This is a genomic window from Pinibacter soli (assembly GCF_029961145.1).
Classification (GTDB): Bacteria; Bacteroidota; Bacteroidia; order Chitinophagales; family Chitinophagaceae; genus Pinibacter; species Pinibacter soli.
On record NZ_JASBRG010000007.1, the window covers coordinates 2,423,085 to 2,440,928 of the forward strand.

18 protein-coding genes are annotated in these 17,844 nt (G+C 40.5%); 12 read left to right on the forward strand and 6 right to left on the reverse strand.

Going from position 1 to position 17,844, the window contains the following annotated elements; translation table 11 throughout:
- Positions 1–173: 173 nt before the first annotated feature.
- Positions 174–1,379 carry a TlpA disulfide reductase family protein gene (locus tag QJ048_RS20195; protein WP_282336237.1) on the reverse strand — a complete coding sequence of 402 codons (1,206 nt, stop codon included), beginning with the start codon at positions 1,377–1,379 and terminating at the stop codon, positions 174–176.
- Positions 1,380–1,581: 202 nt separating this feature from the next.
- On the opposite strand from QJ048_RS20195, the gene QJ048_RS20200 reads away from it, so the two are divergent.
- From QJ048_RS20200 to QJ048_RS20230, 7 genes are all read left to right on the forward strand, one after another.
- Positions 1,582–1,938 (forward strand): bleomycin resistance protein, encoded by a 357-nt coding sequence (locus tag QJ048_RS20200; RefSeq protein WP_282336238.1) that lies wholly within the window; start codon positions 1,582–1,584, stop codon positions 1,936–1,938.
- A 72-nt stretch (positions 1,939–2,010) separates the two neighbouring features.
- Positions 2,011–2,424 carry a lipocalin-like domain-containing protein gene (locus QJ048_RS20205; protein ID WP_282336239.1) on the forward strand — a complete coding sequence of 138 codons (414 nt, stop codon included), beginning with the start codon at positions 2,011–2,013 and terminating at the stop codon, positions 2,422–2,424.
- Positions 2,425–2,912: 488 nt separating this feature from the next.
- Entirely contained in the window at positions 2,913–3,323 is a 411-nt protein-coding gene (locus tag QJ048_RS20210) for a DUF1801 domain-containing protein (RefSeq protein ID WP_282336240.1), read from the forward strand.
- Positions 3,324–3,349: 26 nt separating this feature from the next.
- Positions 3,350–3,976: a hypothetical protein gene (locus QJ048_RS20215; protein ID WP_282336241.1), complete on the forward strand. Its 627-nt coding sequence runs from the start codon at positions 3,350–3,352 to the stop codon at positions 3,974–3,976.
- A gap of 78 nt (positions 3,977–4,054) precedes the next feature.
- Entirely contained in the window at positions 4,055–4,210 is a 156-nt protein-coding gene (locus QJ048_RS20220) for a hypothetical protein (protein ID WP_282336242.1), read from the forward strand.
- A 393-nt stretch (positions 4,211–4,603) separates the two neighbouring features.
- Entirely contained in the window at positions 4,604–5,842 is a 1,239-nt protein-coding gene (locus QJ048_RS20225) for a DEAD/DEAH box helicase (RefSeq protein WP_282336243.1), read from the forward strand.
- A 27-nt stretch (positions 5,843–5,869) separates the two neighbouring features.
- Positions 5,870–6,139, forward strand: coding sequence for a short-chain dehydrogenase (locus tag QJ048_RS20230; protein WP_282336244.1), 270 nt, complete (start codon positions 5,870–5,872; stop codon positions 6,137–6,139).
- 150 nt (positions 6,140–6,289) lie between these two features.
- On the opposite strand, the gene QJ048_RS20235 is transcribed toward QJ048_RS20230, so the two are convergent.
- From QJ048_RS20235 to QJ048_RS20245, 3 genes are all read right to left on the reverse strand, one after another.
- On the reverse strand, positions 6,290–7,213 hold the full coding sequence (locus tag QJ048_RS20235; RefSeq protein ID WP_282336245.1) for a DUF6252 domain-containing protein: 924 nt from the start codon (positions 7,211–7,213) through the stop codon (positions 6,290–6,292).
- Positions 7,214–7,488: 275 nt separating this feature from the next.
- A complete protein-coding gene (gene cmk / locus QJ048_RS20240) occupies positions 7,489–8,169 on the reverse strand; it encodes a (d)CMP kinase (RefSeq protein WP_282336246.1) in 681 nt (226 codons plus the stop codon).
- A 352-nt stretch (positions 8,170–8,521) separates the two neighbouring features.
- A complete protein-coding gene (locus QJ048_RS20245) occupies positions 8,522–11,053 on the reverse strand; it encodes an ATP-dependent Clp protease ATP-binding subunit (protein WP_282336247.1) in 2,532 nt (843 codons plus the stop codon).
- Between the two features lie 160 nt (positions 11,054–11,213).
- Between QJ048_RS20245 and QJ048_RS20250 the strand changes: the two genes are divergently transcribed.
- The 4 genes from QJ048_RS20250 (at position 11,214) to QJ048_RS20265 (ending at position 15,658) form a co-directional block, all read left to right on the forward strand.
- Positions 11,214–11,591: an STAS domain-containing protein gene (locus tag QJ048_RS20250; protein ID WP_282336248.1), complete on the forward strand. Its 378-nt coding sequence runs from the start codon at positions 11,214–11,216 to the stop codon at positions 11,589–11,591.
- Between the two features lie 94 nt (positions 11,592–11,685).
- Complete coding sequence (locus QJ048_RS20255; RefSeq protein WP_282336249.1) at positions 11,686–13,149, forward strand: APC family permease; 1,464 nt, start codon at positions 11,686–11,688, stop codon at positions 13,147–13,149.
- 277 nt (positions 13,150–13,426) lie between these two features.
- Complete coding sequence (locus tag QJ048_RS20260) at positions 13,427–14,413, forward strand: bifunctional heptose 7-phosphate kinase/heptose 1-phosphate adenyltransferase (RefSeq protein WP_282336250.1); 987 nt, start codon at positions 13,427–13,429, stop codon at positions 14,411–14,413.
- Between the two features lie 297 nt (positions 14,414–14,710).
- Positions 14,711–15,658: an isoaspartyl peptidase/L-asparaginase family protein gene (locus QJ048_RS20265; RefSeq protein ID WP_282336251.1), complete on the forward strand. Its 948-nt coding sequence runs from the start codon at positions 14,711–14,713 to the stop codon at positions 15,656–15,658.
- Positions 15,659–15,742: 84 nt separating this feature from the next.
- Here QJ048_RS20265 and QJ048_RS20270 read toward each other — a convergent pair whose 3' ends face one another.
- Both QJ048_RS20270 and QJ048_RS20275 read right to left on the reverse strand, forming a co-directional pair.
- On the reverse strand, positions 15,743–16,381 hold the full coding sequence (locus QJ048_RS20270) for a DUF4230 domain-containing protein (protein ID WP_282336252.1): 639 nt from the start codon (positions 16,379–16,381) through the stop codon (positions 15,743–15,745).
- A complete protein-coding gene (locus QJ048_RS20275; protein WP_282336253.1) occupies positions 16,374–16,949 on the reverse strand; it encodes a DUF4230 domain-containing protein in 576 nt (191 codons plus the stop codon). Before QJ048_RS20275 ends, QJ048_RS20270 begins: the two co-directional genes overlap by 8 nt.
- A 154-nt stretch (positions 16,950–17,103) precedes the next feature.
- Here QJ048_RS20275 and QJ048_RS20280 point away from each other — a divergent pair, with 154 nt between their 5' ends.
- Positions 17,104–17,787 (forward strand): 2-C-methyl-D-erythritol 4-phosphate cytidylyltransferase, encoded by a 684-nt coding sequence (locus tag QJ048_RS20280; RefSeq protein WP_282336254.1) that lies wholly within the window; start codon positions 17,104–17,106, stop codon positions 17,785–17,787.
- The last annotated feature ends 57 nt before the right edge of the window (positions 17,788–17,844 follow it).

Below are 17,844 nucleotides of genomic sequence, written 5' to 3' on the forward strand. Positions count from 1 at the left end.
ACGGATGACACGGATTGGACGGATTTACACGGATTTTTTGAGTGAGCACGCAGATGACGCTGATTATGCAGATCGACAGAGATCCTGCTCCGCTGCGTTCGCCGCTTGCCCGAAAGAATTTCATTCAGGCGGGCGTGAAACATAACGGGGCTTTGCGTGAAGCCTTTCCGCATTTAAGATGCCGGTTTATTTTCGACATCAAATAACTCTTTCAATTTCTTTTGTAAATCTTCTCCGTACAAGTTATGGGCAATGATCATTCCGTTTGGATCGATCAGGATATTTTGCGGTACAGCGGTTATTCCATAAGCTTGGGCTACCCTGTCGTACTTGCCTGTGAGGTCGGAAACATGATACCAGCTCAAATGATCTTTTTCTATCGCGAATTCCCAGGCAACATTTACGGTATCAAGGGAGACACTAACAATTTCCAGACCATGATGGTGATATTTTTCATAGGCCAGCACCTTGTTGGGATTTTCCATTTGGCATGGTCGCCACCAACTCACCCAAAAATCAAGCAAGATATATTTTCCCTTTAGTGATGATAGCTGAAAGGTTTTGCCCTTTACATCAGTTGCTGTAAAATCCGTGAATGGAAAACCCGGCTGCATTTTGCTTGCAAGCTTTAGACGCTCTGACAGATCTTTACCTTCTTTAGAAAATTTCATTCGATATGTAAGACTTACAAACAAAGGATTGATGAAATCATAGTTGATATTTCCACCCGCCAGTTCCCAAAGACAATGTACACTGACATAAGAGTCAGGATGAGTTTTGACAAACTGGAGTTTGCAGTCAGCTATTTGTTGCTGCAAAGCGTTAGCCATTTGCCTCTCGGCAAACAAGCCCGTAGTGTCATTGTTTTTCTGTTGTCGGCGCCAATACGCCTGGTTCTCTTCAAATATTTTCTTCTCTATTGGGCCTATGGTCCTATGCAATATTTCCCAGTCACTATGTGATTGCATCCCCATAAATTTTGCTGTAGAAAATGAACTATCCGCATCAATAGTTAAAACACCCGGCTCAAGAAAAGTACTTAAAAGTTCATGATTATAAACCGAGTCGTACTGCGTAAAAAGATATCGCACACCTTTATCACGCTCCTCTGGAGTTTTAAATCTCCTAAAATCAATCCATGCAATAGATGGCTCGTCCAATCTAAATTTTAATACAAAAGAGCCGCTCACTATTTTAACAGAGTCGGATTTTCTATGGCCACTTCCTGTTACAATAGTTACAAGCACTTTTGAAAGAGGGCGCACATTCTTAAAATGGCCTTTTATAATAAGATTGGATGAATCTTTTTGTTGACATTTTCCCGGCCAAGGAACGAAAAACAAGATCAGCAAACCTAATACAACATCTAGTTTCTGCATATGAAATAACAAGACGATTGATCATATAATTTTACCCCATCATTCAAAATCCTTTAACTTTTTTTAACTTCTTTGCGGCTTTGTGCCTTTGTGTGGAATTAAGCTATTCGACATGTTAGCACAGCGCATGTCGAATCACAGATAAAAGGAATTTCAATTCCTATAAACCGGTTAATTAATTAAATTTATACAAACACCAGAAATGCTTACAGCCATCCATCCAAAGCTCCCAATGCGCAGTAAAGCTGCAACGCGGGATTATTATCTGAACAAACTTGGTTTTATACAACTGGGAAGCCTTGACTGGGATGGTTATTTGATGATTGGAAAAGACAATATTGAAATTCATTTCTTCGAGTTCAAGGAACTTGACCCAAAAGAAAATTATGGACAGGTTTATATCAGGGTTAATAATATTGAAGTATTTTATCAATCTCTCATAGACGCAAAAGTAGCAATCCACCCTAACGGACATTTGGAAACGAAGCCCTGGGGACAAAAGGAATTTTCATTGCTTGATCCTGATAATAATTTGTTGACATTTGGAGAAAGTATATAATTTACAATTTGATGCAACCCTACAAACCATTCCTGATTTTCTAATTATTATTCTATATTAACACAACCCTTTATGAAAAAAATCCTTACCATCTTAACCCTATTATTATTTTTTGCAAACATTAAATCATTTAGCCAAACCATTAATTTATCAGCCGACAGCGTAACTGCTCTTCTTTGTAAAAAATGGGAAGTAAGTTATGTCATAACCGGAAATACCAAAATAGAGAAACCCTCAGACATGGGCAATATTAGCTACGAGTTCAGCAAGGATAAAACATTTGTATTGACCAGCGACAAAGACAAGATAAAAGGTACATGGCTATACGATCCTAAATTAAAATCAATTAAACTGGCAGTAGGTAAAGAAATGAATATGAGTATCTCTTCTCTTAAAAAGACGGAATTCATAGTGATTGCCAGCCCTGCGAATGCAGCGCCTGATTCAGAAAAACTCAAACTTGTTTGTACTGCTAAAGCCGGATAGTTGTGTGTAAGGAGGGTTGTAAGACCTGACAGGTTTTTAAAAACCTGTCAGGTCTTGTGCAGCACCAATTGAATATTATCATTTCGCAGTTGAAACCAACAAGTCGCGGAATAATATCGAGAAAATTTAGAAATTAAAAAACGCAGCCATTGAAATCTCCGGCGCTTTGGTGATTTAATAAATGGAATAGACTGAAGGTATAACCTTCCCATTTTCCATACGCTCTATGGACTGCCTGTCGTTACCACAAGCGCGAGCACCACAGGGATTACGACCCAAGATGGGCGATCTTGCCAATTAATTCACAATTGAAGAAGGAATGCAAGAAACAAAATCAGCTCAGTGAGTGGATTTTTTCGTTCCATAAAAAGTAAACTATTTCTTAAATAATGAGTATTTTTTAATGTGCTTACAACCTTTGAACGAAGAAGAAAACTTGTGTTTTCCCGTTTTGGACTTCTTAAAGATGAGTAAATCAATTGCTTAACATGAAAGAAAATAAAACAGCAATCAACAAAGACATCGAAGCTTATAACGATGCACTTGCAGATGAAGACAAAGAAATTTGCGATGTACTGTCGCACGAAATAACTCTTCATTTGCCGGAGGCAGAAAATAAAATATGGCACCGGCATCCAGTTTGGTTTCTAGAAGGAAATCCTATTGTAGGTTATAGCAAATTAAAAGATAGTGTTCGCTTATTATTTTGGAGCGGACAATCATTCGATGAAGAAAAGCTACAGGTAGAAGGATCGTTTAAGGCCGCCGAAATGCGCTATACCGCTGCATCGCAAATAAACAAAACCCATCTGAAACGATGGTTGAAAAAATCCAGAGAAATTCAATGGGATTATAAAAATATTGTGAAGCGAAAGGGAGTATTGGAGCGCTTGAAATAGAGATTTTATATTCAATCTATTCCATTATGAAACCCAGTCTTGTTTACATCATTTTATTGTTTTCACTGAAAATTTATGCGCAGGTCTCCATTAAAAATACCAGCCTCATTAAACCAGATACAAATGTCCTGGCGTATGGCTCGGAAAATATTTTGGTTGTTTCGGGCACCTCTGCAAAGGTTGACCTGGTGTCACGCGTTGGAAATGCGGTAACTCCAACGGGCAGCAATCAGTTTGCGATCCGTGCGCGAAATCTGAATCCGGACACGCTTTCAGTTCTTTCCGGGAAGAAGTTGTTGTTGAAAAAAACATTCTTGATCGACACTACATTTTCGATTAAAGTTCATGTCGGAAATATAACCAATGACACGGCGACCGTGGGCGAAATCCTTGCCAATGGAGGAATAAAAATTGTTGTAAATAGTCTGCGTAATAAGCCTCTTAGTATAGTTGGATTTTATACAACTTTCATTGGTCCAGCCTCGGATACTCTGGCAAAACTTATACAGCACAACGGCAATTTATTTTCCAGCGAGCAGCAAACCGTCATTAGGGGTTTGACTAAAAATTCAAAGATTATGATTGATGTGGTATTACGGGGTTCGGATTCGAGAGACAGGGCAGTAGGGCCTTATTTTATCTTTGTTAAATAATAAATTACCTTGCTCTGCCTGTACCTGCAATAAGTTCTGCGCAAAACCTTATCTTTATTAACACAAAAATGAAAGCACATGGCATTACCCGTAAACAATAAAGGAAAAGGGAAAGCAGTTGGCAAAAACCAGCCTGCGGCAAATGGTTCTAAATTCATTGCAAAGCCAACTTCAAAAGTGACTGGCGGCGGAGGAAAGAAAATGGTGAAAACAGGTGGTAGTCGCGGCAGCTGATGACATTTTTTTATTGAATATGCAAATGGCTTGATGTTAACTCCTCAAGCCATTTTTATTTATTATCTATTTAATATCCTGAAAATGACTTAGTTATAAAATAACTTATCGACTTTTATTTAACTATTTATTAAAATTATTTACACTATATTTGCAAATCATTTGAGCTACTTTTAGTCAAGAAATTATCATTCATCTTCTCCGGATACTTCTTTTCTGATCTTTTCCTCAGATAATATTTAGCTTACCTAATAAGCTTTATTCGCATTATTAGCAGCCATTAGTCCAGTATTAAATTATTTGTGCTCAATCTGTCATAATGTGAGCAATTAAACGTTGACCGCTGTATCATTTAAACATGCGGTCGCATTATTTAGAAATTAAAAAGATATAATGACATTTGAACAATTAGGTATCATAGAACCTATTTTAAAAGCCCTTCAAACTGAAGGCTACACCAATCCCACCCCTATACAATTGCAATCAATCCCGGCAGTGCTGGAAAGAAGAGATATTTTGGGTTGCGCACAAACAGGAACGGGGAAAACTGCCGCGTTTGCTATTCCCACCTTACAAATATTGCACGGTCTGCACGCTGATCATAAAGCCCATAGAAATATACGCTCACTGGTTCTTACTCCCACAAGAGAACTGGCTATACAGATCAATGAGAGCTTTGCGTCATATGGTCGCAATACCGGTGTGAAACACCAGGTTATTTTTGGAGGAGTTTCGCAGCATAACCAGGTAAATGCGCTGCGCAATGGTACAGATATTTTGATCGCCACACCCGGAAGGCTACTCGATCTCATAAACCAGGGTTACATATCTCTTCAGCATATTCAAATATTTGTGTTGGATGAAGCGGACCGCATGCTTGACATGGGCTTTATACATGATGTAAAAAAAGTCATCAAAGAATTACCTGAAAAAAAGCAAACGTTGTTTTTCTCTGCAACGATGCCTCCTCAAATCGCACATCTTGCCAATTCGCTTTTGCATTTTCCAATAAAAGTTGAAGTGGCGCCTGTTTCATCAACAGCCGAAAAAATAGACCAATCGGTGTTTTTTGTTAACAGGACAGAAAAATTACCATTACTTGTTCATTTGCTGCAGGCAAAAGCAATTGATCGTACCATTGTTTTTTCTAGAACAAAGCACGGCGCCGATAAAATTGCAAAAGGGCTTAAGAAAATGAATATCGCGGCAGATGCTATTCATGGTGACAAATCACAAAATGCCCGTCAAAATGCTCTAACCAATTTTAAAAATGGCAAACTGCAAGTGTTAGTGGCTACCGATATTGCTGCAAGGGGTATTGACGTGGACGCACTCTCACATGTGATCAATTTTGATTTACCCAATGTACCGGAAACATATGTTCACAGAATTGGTCGAACAGGCAGAGCAGGCACGAGTGGCATAGCTTTTTCATTTTGCGATAGCGAAGAAAGGCCATACCTGAACGATATTAATAAATTGATCGGGCTAAAAGTTCCTGCGGAAAATCATCCGTTTGAAGCTTTTGAAACAAAGCAGTCCGCAACACCGGTTGTAACCAAAAAACCTGGATACAGCAAGCCAGGCAAAAGCTTTAGGAGAAAAGAAAACACACGTAAGGCTCTTTCATAATTCAGTAACAATTTAAACACCTTCTATATGCACACAGAAGAAATTGAAAAGTTCATAGATTCTAAAACATCGGCTGATACTAAAGTAAAAATTGACTTTAAAAAGAGGGACGCCATTTACGGCCTTTTTGTAAAAGACAAGGATTACGATGATCTTAAATCGAAGAATCTTTGGAGAATTGTTCCAAAATCACAATTTGAAGAATACAGCAGGTCAAACAATATGGGGCTTGCCAAGATATTTAATGGAGTAGATTTTTCGAGGCTTACAGTCTATAAAGAGAAAGAGGTGGTGTAATAAACTAATCAAGTTTTTCAACCGGACTAAATATCAAAAAAGAGAGGCCCTCAGTCGAAGGGCCGCTCTTTTTTATTATATAGTAAAAATCAAAAGTTAAAAGGCAACACAGCGCTTTTGAATTTTGACTTTTAATCTTTTTACTTATGCTTATTGATATTTTACAAAAAACGAGCCTTTTGTTATTTGTCTTGTTTCCACGCCATCCAGCACTTCTCTTCCCACAAATTCAAATGTAGCCGTCATGGTTTTCTTGGTAGGATCGTGCTGCGTGATTTTTAGCGTACCGGATTCTGCAGAATACATTTTTCCGGATGTTCCATTTATTTCACTATAGTCTGTTGTATAAAGCTGGTTAAGCGGATCATAAGTATATGAGCCCACTTTTGCGTCCGGCGGTATGGTAAATGCAAATATTTTGGACGCATCCATTCCGGCGATATAGATTTGGCCAAGCGTTATTTGTGCAGTAATTGATTTTGCCTGCCATGCAGTACCGTTGATGGTGGCTTTTAAATAAGCATCTCCTGTAGTCGGAGTTGTTGGCAGAGAGGTTGAATAAGTTAATTCAAATGCGCCTTCCGTAAAGGTGTAACTGGTTCCATCAGTGGGGTTAAATGTTTTCGATTGAAACGTTCCTTTGATAACTTTTTTATCCGCATCAATTGATGTTATCGTCACTGTGCCATTAGCACTCGCAGGATCATTGGACCCAACGGACGAATATATATTGGCAGGTTTGGTATAATCCGGTTCGTAAGTCAGCAATCCTTTCAAAGCTGCAAAAGAAACGTCGTATGTGCCCACAGTGTCTCCCTGGAGAGTGATTGTAACCATTTGTCCGTTGCTGCTTGTTCCCGTTATGTTGATCATCCCATCCTTAATTGTAACGCTTTGTTTATCTGCAGCTGCCGCCCAGCCAACGCCGTTGATACTTGCAGTAAAAGTTCCGGTTGACGTTCCTACACTGCCTCCATGACCCAGGTCGTAACTTATTTCTTTCTGACATGAGCTCAGTGCGAACAGGGTAATTGTAGTAACCAGGAAGGCAAGGAGGGATCTAAATGGTTTCATAACTTTTCTTATCTGTTACGAATATAAATAAACGCTTAAAAAAAGTTAAGCTTTATTCATAAAATACTGACCGATCAAGAAAAATTGAGTAATTACCACAGCCGAGTTCAAAGCGAATGTAGCCGTGTAGCATTGGTTACGATTTATACTACCAAATATTTACCACTAGGCACCGAAAACCTACGTTTCACTAAAAAAATTCTCTAAACGCTTAGGGCAATACAGACTGTTGCACATTTTCTAATTTCTAACTCCTAATTCCTAATTCCTAATTTCTAGCCAATCTTCTCCTTCGCCCACCTCAGCGCAATTTCCAGTTGCTGCTTCATCGTAAGATTTGTATTGTCGAGAACAATGGCATCCTCAGCTTGTCTAAGTGGGCTTATATCCCGGTGAGAATCTATATAGTCACGCATTTCGAGATTATTCTTAACCTCGTCAATAGTTACGTTTGGATTTTTATCGTAGAGTTCTTTAAATCTTCTTTCAACGCGTATTGCATTGTCTGCCGTCATGAATATTTTCAAAGCGGCTTTAGGGAAAACAACAGTTCCAATATCTCTTCCATCCATTACAATGCCCTTTTTCTCCCCCATCATTTGCTGTTGCTTAACAGCAAATTGGCGCACTTCTTTTACCGCAGCCACATCGCTTACTTTTTCAGCAACAACAAGATCGCGAATTACGTATTCAACGTTTTCATCGTTCAGGTACATTTCCGACTGGTTGCTATGTTCGTTATAACGAAAATCGAGCGTAATTTTCCTCAGAGCTTCCTCTACCGCTTTATGTTTGGTCCAGTCTACGTGATTACGGAGAAAATACAATGTGATGGCTCTGTACATCGCGCCGCTGTCTATATACACATAGTTTAATTCTTTAGCCAATTGCTTAGCCAGAGTGCTTTTCCCGCAACTGCTCCACCCGTCTATCGTTATAATTATTTTCTTATGCATCAGGTTTAGTCAAAATTAAAAATTCAAAAAGATTTCACGCAAAGGCGCAAAGGGAACAACAAGTTCGCAAAGGCTTTTTACATTTCTCGAGGCTATCGCAGCGAAGCAACGACACAGCGAACTGATAATAGCTTATCATACTCTCCCATAAGCAACAGACTAATCAAACATCAACAAAAAAAATCCGTGTTCATCCGTCCAATCCGTGTCATCCGTGTGCCAATCTCAGTCTAATCAGCGTCATCCCCGTCCGAACGGCTTCAGCGGGGCGGGTGCGTGCTCCCTCTCCCCGCAAAAATAAAAAAAGGAGTACAACATATGCTGTACTCCTTGACTATTAATTTATTTCTTTTTATGCCTGAGACTTCTCAGAAGAAATTTTTGATTCTTTTAAACTGAATTTGATCTTGCTGTTTTCTTTATCCAAATCTGCTACCAGAATATCGCCGTTCTTCACTTGCATATTCAGTATTTCTTCTGCTAAAGGATCTTCAAGGTATTTCTGAATCGCCCTGTGTAGTGGTCTTGCACCAAACTGCACATCGTAACCTTTTTCTGCAAGGAAGCTTTTCGCCTCTTCTGTCAGTTCGAGTGTAAAACCAAGATTGTTGAGGCGTTTCAACACACCTTTCATCAGTATATCAATAATGGTGAAGATATTTTCTTTTGACAAAGAATTGAATATGATCACATCATCAATACGGTTAAGGAACTCTGGAGAGAAAGTACGTTTCAATGCTTTCTCAATTACCGCTCTGCTGTTCTCTTCAGAATTAGCAGTTCTTGCAGCAGTTGCAAAACCCACACCTTCACCGAAATCTTTCAATTGGCGAACACCAATGTTAGATGTCATAATGATAAGTGAGTTTTTGAAATCTACTTTGCGGCCAAGTCCGTCAGTAAGCTGACCATCATCCAGTACCTGCAACAAAATGTTGTAGATATCCGGGTGTGCTTTTTCAATCTCGTCAAGTAAGATTACAGAGTAAGGTTTACGTCTTACTTTTTCAGTAAGCTGACCGCCTTCTTCATAACCCACATAGCCCGGAGGCGCACCTACTAAACGGCTCACGGTGAATTTTTCCATGTATTCACTCATGTCTATTCTTATCAGTGCATCTTCGCTATCGAAGAGATATCTTGCCAATGATCTTGCCAACTCAGTTTTACCAACACCAGTAGGACCAAGGAAAATAAAGCTACCAACAGGTTTCTTAGGATCTTTCAATCCCACACGGTTACGTTGAATGGCTTTCACCACTTTTTGAATGGCTTCATCCTGACCAACCACCATGTCGCGCATATCATTACTCATGTTGCGCAGCTTTTCTGTTTCAGCCTGCACCATGCGTTTTACAGGAATTCCTGTCATCATGCTCACTACTTCGGCGATAGCATCTTCGTCTATCGGGTAGCGTTTATGTTTGCTTTCTTCTTCCCAGTTGATTTTCGCTTTTTCAAGCTCTTCCTGTAAGCGTTTCTCAGTGTCGCGTAAAGAAGCGGCTTCTTCAAACTTCTGGCTCTTAACAACTTTGTTTTTCTCGTTCTTCACATCTTCAATCTTCTTTTCAAGATCTACGATTTCCTGAGGAACGTTGATATTTTTCAAGTGCACTCTAGCACCCACTTCATCCAGCACGTCGATTGCTTTATCTGGCAACAAACGGTCGGTCATGTAGCGGTCACTTAGTTTAACACAAGCTTCAATTGCTTCCGGAGAATAAGAAACGTTGTGATAATCTTCGTATTTGCTTTGAATGTTTGTTAATATCTGAATGGTTTCGTCTACACTTGGTGGTTCTACAATAACCTTTTGAAAACGACGGTCAAGTGCACCATCTTTTTCAATGTACATTCTGTACTCATCCAAAGTAGAAGCGCCTATGCATTGCAGTTCGCCACGTGCCAATGCCGGCTTAAAGATGTTTGAAGCATCCAGTGAACCGCTGGCACCACCGGCACCTACGATCGTGTGGATCTCATCGATGAACAGGATCACATCACGGTTCTTTTCCAACTCGTTCATGATCGCTTTCATTCTTTCTTCAAACTGTCCACGATATTTTGTACCTGCCACTAAAGCAGCAAGGTCAAGCGAAATAACTCTTTTGTCAAACAACACGCGGGATACATTACGCTGAACGATGCGAAGAGCAAGCCCTTCCACGATAGCTGTTTTACCAACTCCCGGTTCACCGATCAGTATCGGGTTGTTTTTCTTTCTGCGGGAAAGTATCTGTGATACCCTCTCGATTTCTTCCTCACGACCAACAATAGGGTCGAGGGAGCCTGTTTCTGCAAGGCGTGTAATATCACGTCCGAAGTTGTCTAGTACAGGTGTTTTACTTTTTGTGTTTCCTGTGGTCTTAGATTTTTGCTGAGCAAATTTTTTCTCCTCATCGAAATCATCTTCGTTCTCATCAGAAAATTCACTCCTAACTTCATTGCTTCTTACCACGCCAAGTTCATTTCTAAAAATGTCGTAATCCACATCAAATTGATTTAAGATTTGCGTAGCAATGTTTTCCTTGTTCTTTAAAATTGAAAGCATCAGGTGCTCTGTTTCTACAGTTGGGCTCTTCAAAGCCTTTGCTTCCAAAACAGTTACTCTTATAACTTTCTCTGCCTGCTTGGTCAGTGGTAGGCTATTAATGTTTGCGATATTCTTGCCTGTCTTATCCTTAACTGCCATTTCCACTTCCTTTCGCAGTTCATAGAGATCAACATTAAAGCTCTTCAGAATTTTTATGGCCGTATTCTCCCCTTCTCTTATCAGGCCAAGCAACAAGTGCTCGGTGCCGATAAAATCATTCCCCAGCCGTAAAGCCTCTTCCCTGCTAAACGAAATAATCTCTTTTACCTGGGCTGAAAAATTATTATCCATTTTATTTAATTGTGTGTGATACAATATTAACAAATATATTTGACTTACTGTTGCAACATAATAACGTAGTGAGCTTGGTATTATTAACATTTACGAGAGAATGTGCAAAAAAATTTTCGACTAACTAACGTTAACATTACAATATATAAAAGAACGAATTATGAAGGTCAAAATTGATACCAAGGAAAAATTCCATGTCATAACATTACTTGACGAAAGTATTGCTGCTAATATGACAGCAGAACTGGCTGAAAGATTGCTTCCGTACCTGCAAAATGTCGTTAAAAATGTCGTATTAATCATGGAAAAGGTAACGACAATTGACGAGCCTGCCGCCGACGAGTTACTAAATATACAACAACAATATTATGATAATGGTGCTTCATTTGTTATTTGTCAACTGCAACCCGATGTAGAGCAATTCTTGCTTGATACGGATAAGCTGGAAATGATGAACGTAACGCCTACGGAAAGCGAAGCCTGGGACATAGTACAGATGGAAGAAATAGAGAGAGAACTGGGGGAAGACGGAATGTAGAGACGGATAATTATCCGTCACCATTGCGAAATGACGAGATCTAGAGACGGATTATCATCCGTCTCTACGACAAAATACAAAACCAAACTGCCTTATGAGCGAAACAACAACTGCAACCGAAACAACAACAAAAACCGGCTTTATTCCATCACTTCGCCTGCTGGACGCTACGATGATCGTGGCGGGCTCTATGATAGGATCAGGAATTTTTATCGTTACCGCAGATATTGCCCGTAACGTGGGCAGCGCCTGGTGGATCATAATGGTATGGCTCATTACAGGCTTTATGACCATTGTGGCGGCGGTGAGCTACGGCGAGCTGAGCGGCATGTTTCCTAAAGCGGGTGGCCAGTACACTTACCTGCGCGAATCTTACAATCCTTTAACAGGTTTTCTTTACGGCTGGAGCTTTTTTGCGGTCATTCAAACCGGTACAATTGCCGCCGTGGGGGTGGCTTTTGCCAAATATGCCGGTTATTTCTGGCCGGCTTTAAATATGACCAGCGAGAATATCCTCTTTTCCGTTGGATCGGTTAGTATTTACCCCGCACAAATAATTGCCATTGTCATTATTCTGCTCCTTACCTGGATCAATTCCAGGGGCGTTGAAAACGGAAAACTCATTCAAACGACTTTTACCGTTTCCAAACTAATTGCCATGTTCGGGCTTTTGGCCTTTGGCTTTCTTTTGGCGAAACACAGTTTCTGGCATGAGAACTTTACCGGAGGCTGGAAGGCCGCACAAGATCTTGGGGAAAAAAATACCCAAGGTGTGCTCGTGCCAACGGGCTGGAAATCAATTGGTGGGGTTGCCCTTATAGGTGCGATTGCAGCAGCCATGACCGGCTCACTTTTCAGTAGCGTGGCCTGGGAAGGTGTTACGTTTATTGCCGGGGAGATCAAAAATCCAAAACGCAATATCGGGCTGAGCCTTGCACTTGGAACTTTCATCGTTACGCTTATTTACATCGGTATGAACCTGATGTACCTGAATGTTCTTCCTCTTAATGAAATCGCCTTTCCACAAGAGGATCGGATTGCCGTGGCAGCCGCCAGCAAATTATTTAGTACGGCGGGCCCTATTGTAATTGCCATTCTTATTATGGTTTCAACTTTTGGCTGTAACAATGGCTTGATCCTCGCCGGTGCAAGGGTTTATTATACCATGGCAAATGACGGCGTGTTTTTCAAAAAAGCCGGTCAACTGAATCGTTTTCACGTACCTCAATGGGCACTTTGGGCGCAAGCCATTATGGCATCTGTACTTTGCCTTAGCGGTCGTTATGGTGACCTGCTGGACATGGTGAGTTTTGTGGTAGTTATTTTCTACATTCTTACTATTATCGGCATCTTCATTTTAAGGAAAAAAATGCCCGATGCTGAAAGGCCTTACAAAGCTTTTGGGTATCCGGTTTTGCCGATTATCTACATCATTCTGGGTCTTACTTTTTGCGGTTTTCTTTTGTACATGAAACCGCTGTATGCAGTACTGGGATTGGTGATTGCCTTGATCGGCATCCCAATTTATTATGTGGCCATTTCGAATAAGAGTAAATAATTTCTCTTTCAATATTTTCAAAGACGCTCTGAATTTTCAGGGCGTTTTTTATGGCCGCATGTTAACGGCCACCCGTAGAGACGCATTGAATACGTCTCTGTTGCACCATAAACCTGTTTCTGTTCCACAAACCCGCTGTATTAACAGAGACGCACTCAATGCGTCTCTACGGAGCTCAGGTAGTATTCCGTGTAATCTGTCCAATCAGTGTCATCTGTGTGCCTAAGGTTTTTTGATCTTTGATCTCTACATTTGCGTTTCAAACCGATAAAGAACAATGGATTTTGATAAACTCTTTCAGCAATTCAAAGATGTTAAGGTGGGCGTTGTTGGCGATGTGATGTTGGATACTTACTGGTGGGGGCATGTGGAGCGCATTTCTCCCGAAGCGCCCGTGCCAGTGGTGAGCCTCGACAAACGGGAATTGCGCATTGGAGGCGCCGGCAACGTAGCCCTGAACCTGGTTTCCATGGATGCACAGGTTTCTATTTTTTCTGTTATCGGCAAAGATGCAGATGGTAAATTGCTGAGTGATCTTTTCGCTCAAAACAAGATCAACACTTCTTACTTACTGAAAGACGAAGGACGCAAGACGACCAATAAAACCCGCATCATGAGCCGCAACCAGCAAATGATGCGACTGGATTCTGAAACAACAGAAGACATTCCTGCTTCTACTGCAGATTCATTATTGAGTAATTTGCAGCAATACATCGTGAATGAAAAACCGTCTGTTATCATACTAGAGGATTATAATAAAGGCGTACTGACAGAAAAACTGATCACTGACGTTGTTGCGCTCTGCAAGCAGCACAACGTAATCACTGCAGTTGATCCTAAAAAGAAAAATTTCTTCGCTTATAAAAATGTGCACATTTTCAAACCAAATCTTAAAGAAGTAAAGGAAGGTTTGAATATTTCCATCGAAAAAGTAAATCTTGAGTCGATGCAGAAAGTACACGTTGCGCTTTGCGAAAAACTCAACCACGAGATTTCATTTATCACGCTTTCAGAGAAAGGCGTTTTTTACCAAAACAGCGAAAAAGGTGCTATTATTCCATCTCACATAAGAAATATTGCAGACGTTTCCGGTGCGGGAGACACAGTGATCGCCGTAGCATCTTTACTCTACGCCATTACAAAGGACCAACACTTAATGGCGGAAGTTGCTAACATCGCTGGCGGTCTCGTATGCGAGGAGGTAGGCACGCAGGCGATTAATAAAGGAAGATTGCTGACAGAATGTAAGCTGCTGTTAGGGTAGTTATGAGTTTTGAGTAATTAGTTTCAAGTACGGTTTTCAATATAAATTATAAGCTGGCCCATGTTTAGCATTTTAAACGTGGGCCAGCTTATTTTGTAACCTGAGGCTTGCCCAAAACCCATTACTCAAAACTCACAACTCAAAACCTTCGCTTTTTCCTTTTGAAAACCTCAAACAAATCCCGCCCCTCACCACCGCCACATTTAATGTTTTTCCCAAAATCTTCGACGCGTTGCGATTAAATATTATTTAATTTCACAGGCATATTTAACCAAATATTTATATCTCATCTAAAATATGTCGAAATACTCATTGGTTATTCATGGTGGCGCCGGTACGATAGTGAAGGAAGACATGACTCCCGAATTGGAACTTGCTTATACAGAAGGATTAAGTGAGGCGCTTGACGCCGGTTTTGCAGTATTAAAAGAAGGTGGATCTGCGGTAAACGCCATCAAAGCAGCAATCGTTCTGCTGGAAGACAACCTGCTTTTTAATGCCGGTCGCGGTTCTGTATTTACCAAAAAAGGTATTCAGGAAATGGACGCTGCAATTATGGATGGCAGCAATCTTGCAGCCGGTGCTGTTACCGGTGTAAGAAACGTTCGCAATCCTATAGAACTGGCCACGGAAGTGATGCGCAACAGCAATCACGTTTTCCTGAGCGGAAAAGGAACCACCGAGTTTGCCATCAAACAAGGCGTGAAACTGGAAGCTGACGACTATTTCTTTTCGCAGTTCCGCTATGACCAATGGAAAGCAATTCGCGATTCAGATACTTACTCTCTCGATCATACGCACCAACGATTGGAAGAATTGATGAAGGATAGAAAATTTGGTACTGTAGGTGCCGTAGCCTGCGATATGCACGGCAACATTGCAGGTGCCACCAGCACAGGCGGCATGACCAACAAAAAATATGGTCGCATTGGTGACAGCCCGGTAATTGGAGCCGGCACTTATGCCAATAATAAAACCTGCGCTATTTCATGCACGGGTCACGGTGAAATGTTCATCCGTTCAGTAGCTGCTTACGATGTAAGTGCATTAATGGAATACAAGGGATTGAGCCTCCAGGAAGCCATGGACGAGGTGGTAAATAAAAAACTAGTGAGCATGCACGGTGAAGGAGGCATGATTGGCGTGGATGCTCAAGGAAATACAGCAATGATATTAAACAGCGCCGGCATGTACCGCGGTGTGAGAGATAGTGATGGCAGGTATGAAGTGAAGATGTACAAATAGCAATGATTGAATAAACTGAATGTTTCAAAGTGTGAGATCACTTTCCAAATCAAGCACTCAGTTTATTCAGTCCATTCAGTTTATTCAATTACTCCGCATTCGCACCACCACTTTTTTATACCCCAGCGTTCTCAAAAAATTCTCCATAATGGATATGCCTTGTGTGTTGGCTTTGTTAAGCACACCCTGCTCGAGGGCGCGTTGAACAAGTTTATTTTTGATCCTGCTTTTTACCTGTGTTATTTCATCGGGAAGCCAGTCTCCGGTTTCTGAAAAAGTACTAACATCAGATGGATTTACGATCACATCCAGTATTTGAGATTGTGGCATTTGTAAAGACACAGAATCTTTTTCTGCAAACACATCTTTTTCTGTAATCTTTTGCAAGTCCGTGCCAGTAATTACTTTTCCTTTTGCTACCAGCACTACTCTTGCAAAACCTGATGGCACGGTGCCCGGTACGGTGTACTGCAATATTTTTGAGATGACATTTTGCTGTGTGTACTTTGTTGAATCCATCACCACTTCATCGTACACGGTTATGGTAAATAGCTGGCTTATTTGCTTGATGTCTTTTATTAGGATCGGTGTATTGTCAATAACCACGGGCTTTGGCGCAAACACGTCGTGAAAGGAAGGGATAACATCCAGTTTCCTCAAAACAAAAACAAGCACTATTACTGCCAGTACAGTGATAACAATATTTCTAATGCTTTTAATCATGTTGAATATTTATTTCCGGTCTTTTACCATAAGAAATGTTTACTGATTCGAAGCCCAGCTTTTTCAAAAAATTCGTCACAAACAAAGTTGTATTCTTCTCGGTCGTTTCCATTACACCCAACTCTTTCACACTGTTTCTTATTTGATTTTCGGCCTGTGTAAGCAATGCATCTCTTTCTGCATTATTAAAATCATCTCTTAAAATCGATACTTCCTTGTACTCCACTTTTATTTTTTCCGGGGGGATACTTAGCGAAAGCATTTGTGGTGGAGGTAGATAGATGGTGATATTTTTCCCTTCTATCACTACATCATTTTCAGTCAGCCTGGTTAAATCAACACCGGCTTTAATATTTGCCTGGCAGGAAATTAATATTTTACGATCGCCAAGTTTGTACCATGTCTGATCATCACTTGCTTTTACAATTTTGGTTACCACATACTCAGTCGTCGCAAGGTTACCCATTTGCCTCAAGGCAAGAACCTCCTGCCGTTGATCGGGCGCCTTATGGCACGAAATGATGGCCAGTATTGGAAAAGCTATAGCGCTGTAAAAAAATTTCATCATATTTGCGGAAAGTAATTAATAATTAATAAAGAATAATTAATAGGTGTAGCATAGCCGCAAAACATATGCCCTCTTATTATTCGATAATAAACAAAGTTTCTTCTACTTGTGAAGGTCGCACTATTAATTATTAATTGTTAATTATTAATTGAAAATGGAGAAATACGCTGTAATAGTCGCCGGAGGTTCCGGCTTGCGAATGGGAACAACCGTACCTAAACAATTCCTTGAGATCAATGAGCGACCCGTTATCTGGTATACATTGAACACTTTCCTGGAATCATTTGACGATCTCGAGATCATTCTTGTTTTGCCGCAACACTATGTGGAAACAGGCAAAACCATTATTGCCGATATACTTGATCCCAAACGCGTTCAAATTACAACCGGCGGTGCTACGAGGTTTCACTCTGTAAAAAACGGACTTGATCTTGTTAAAAAACATTCCATCATTTTCGTACACGATGGCGTAAGATGCCTTCTTACCACCGATCTTATTCAACGATGTTTCCGTGGTGCGATGGATCGTGGCAATGCTATCCCAGCCATTGTACCTTTCGACAGCCTGCGCATTGAAACTTTTAACGGCAACGAAATTATTGACAGAAATAAAGTGCGCATTATTCAAACGCCGCAAACTTTTTACTCAGATATTATTAAAACCGCTTTCGAGCAGGATTATCACGAAGCCTTTACCGATGAAGCAAGTGTAGTTGAGCAACTTGGCATCAAAATACATCTAATCGAGGGTGAAGAAACAAATATCAAGATCACTCATCCTTTGGATCTGTTGATTGCAGAAAAAGTACTGGAAGAACGTGCTTTAGGGTTAAGTTAAAAATCAAAATTAAAAAGTAAAAACTGCGTCAGCGTGACTGCTTCTAAAGCTTTTTTA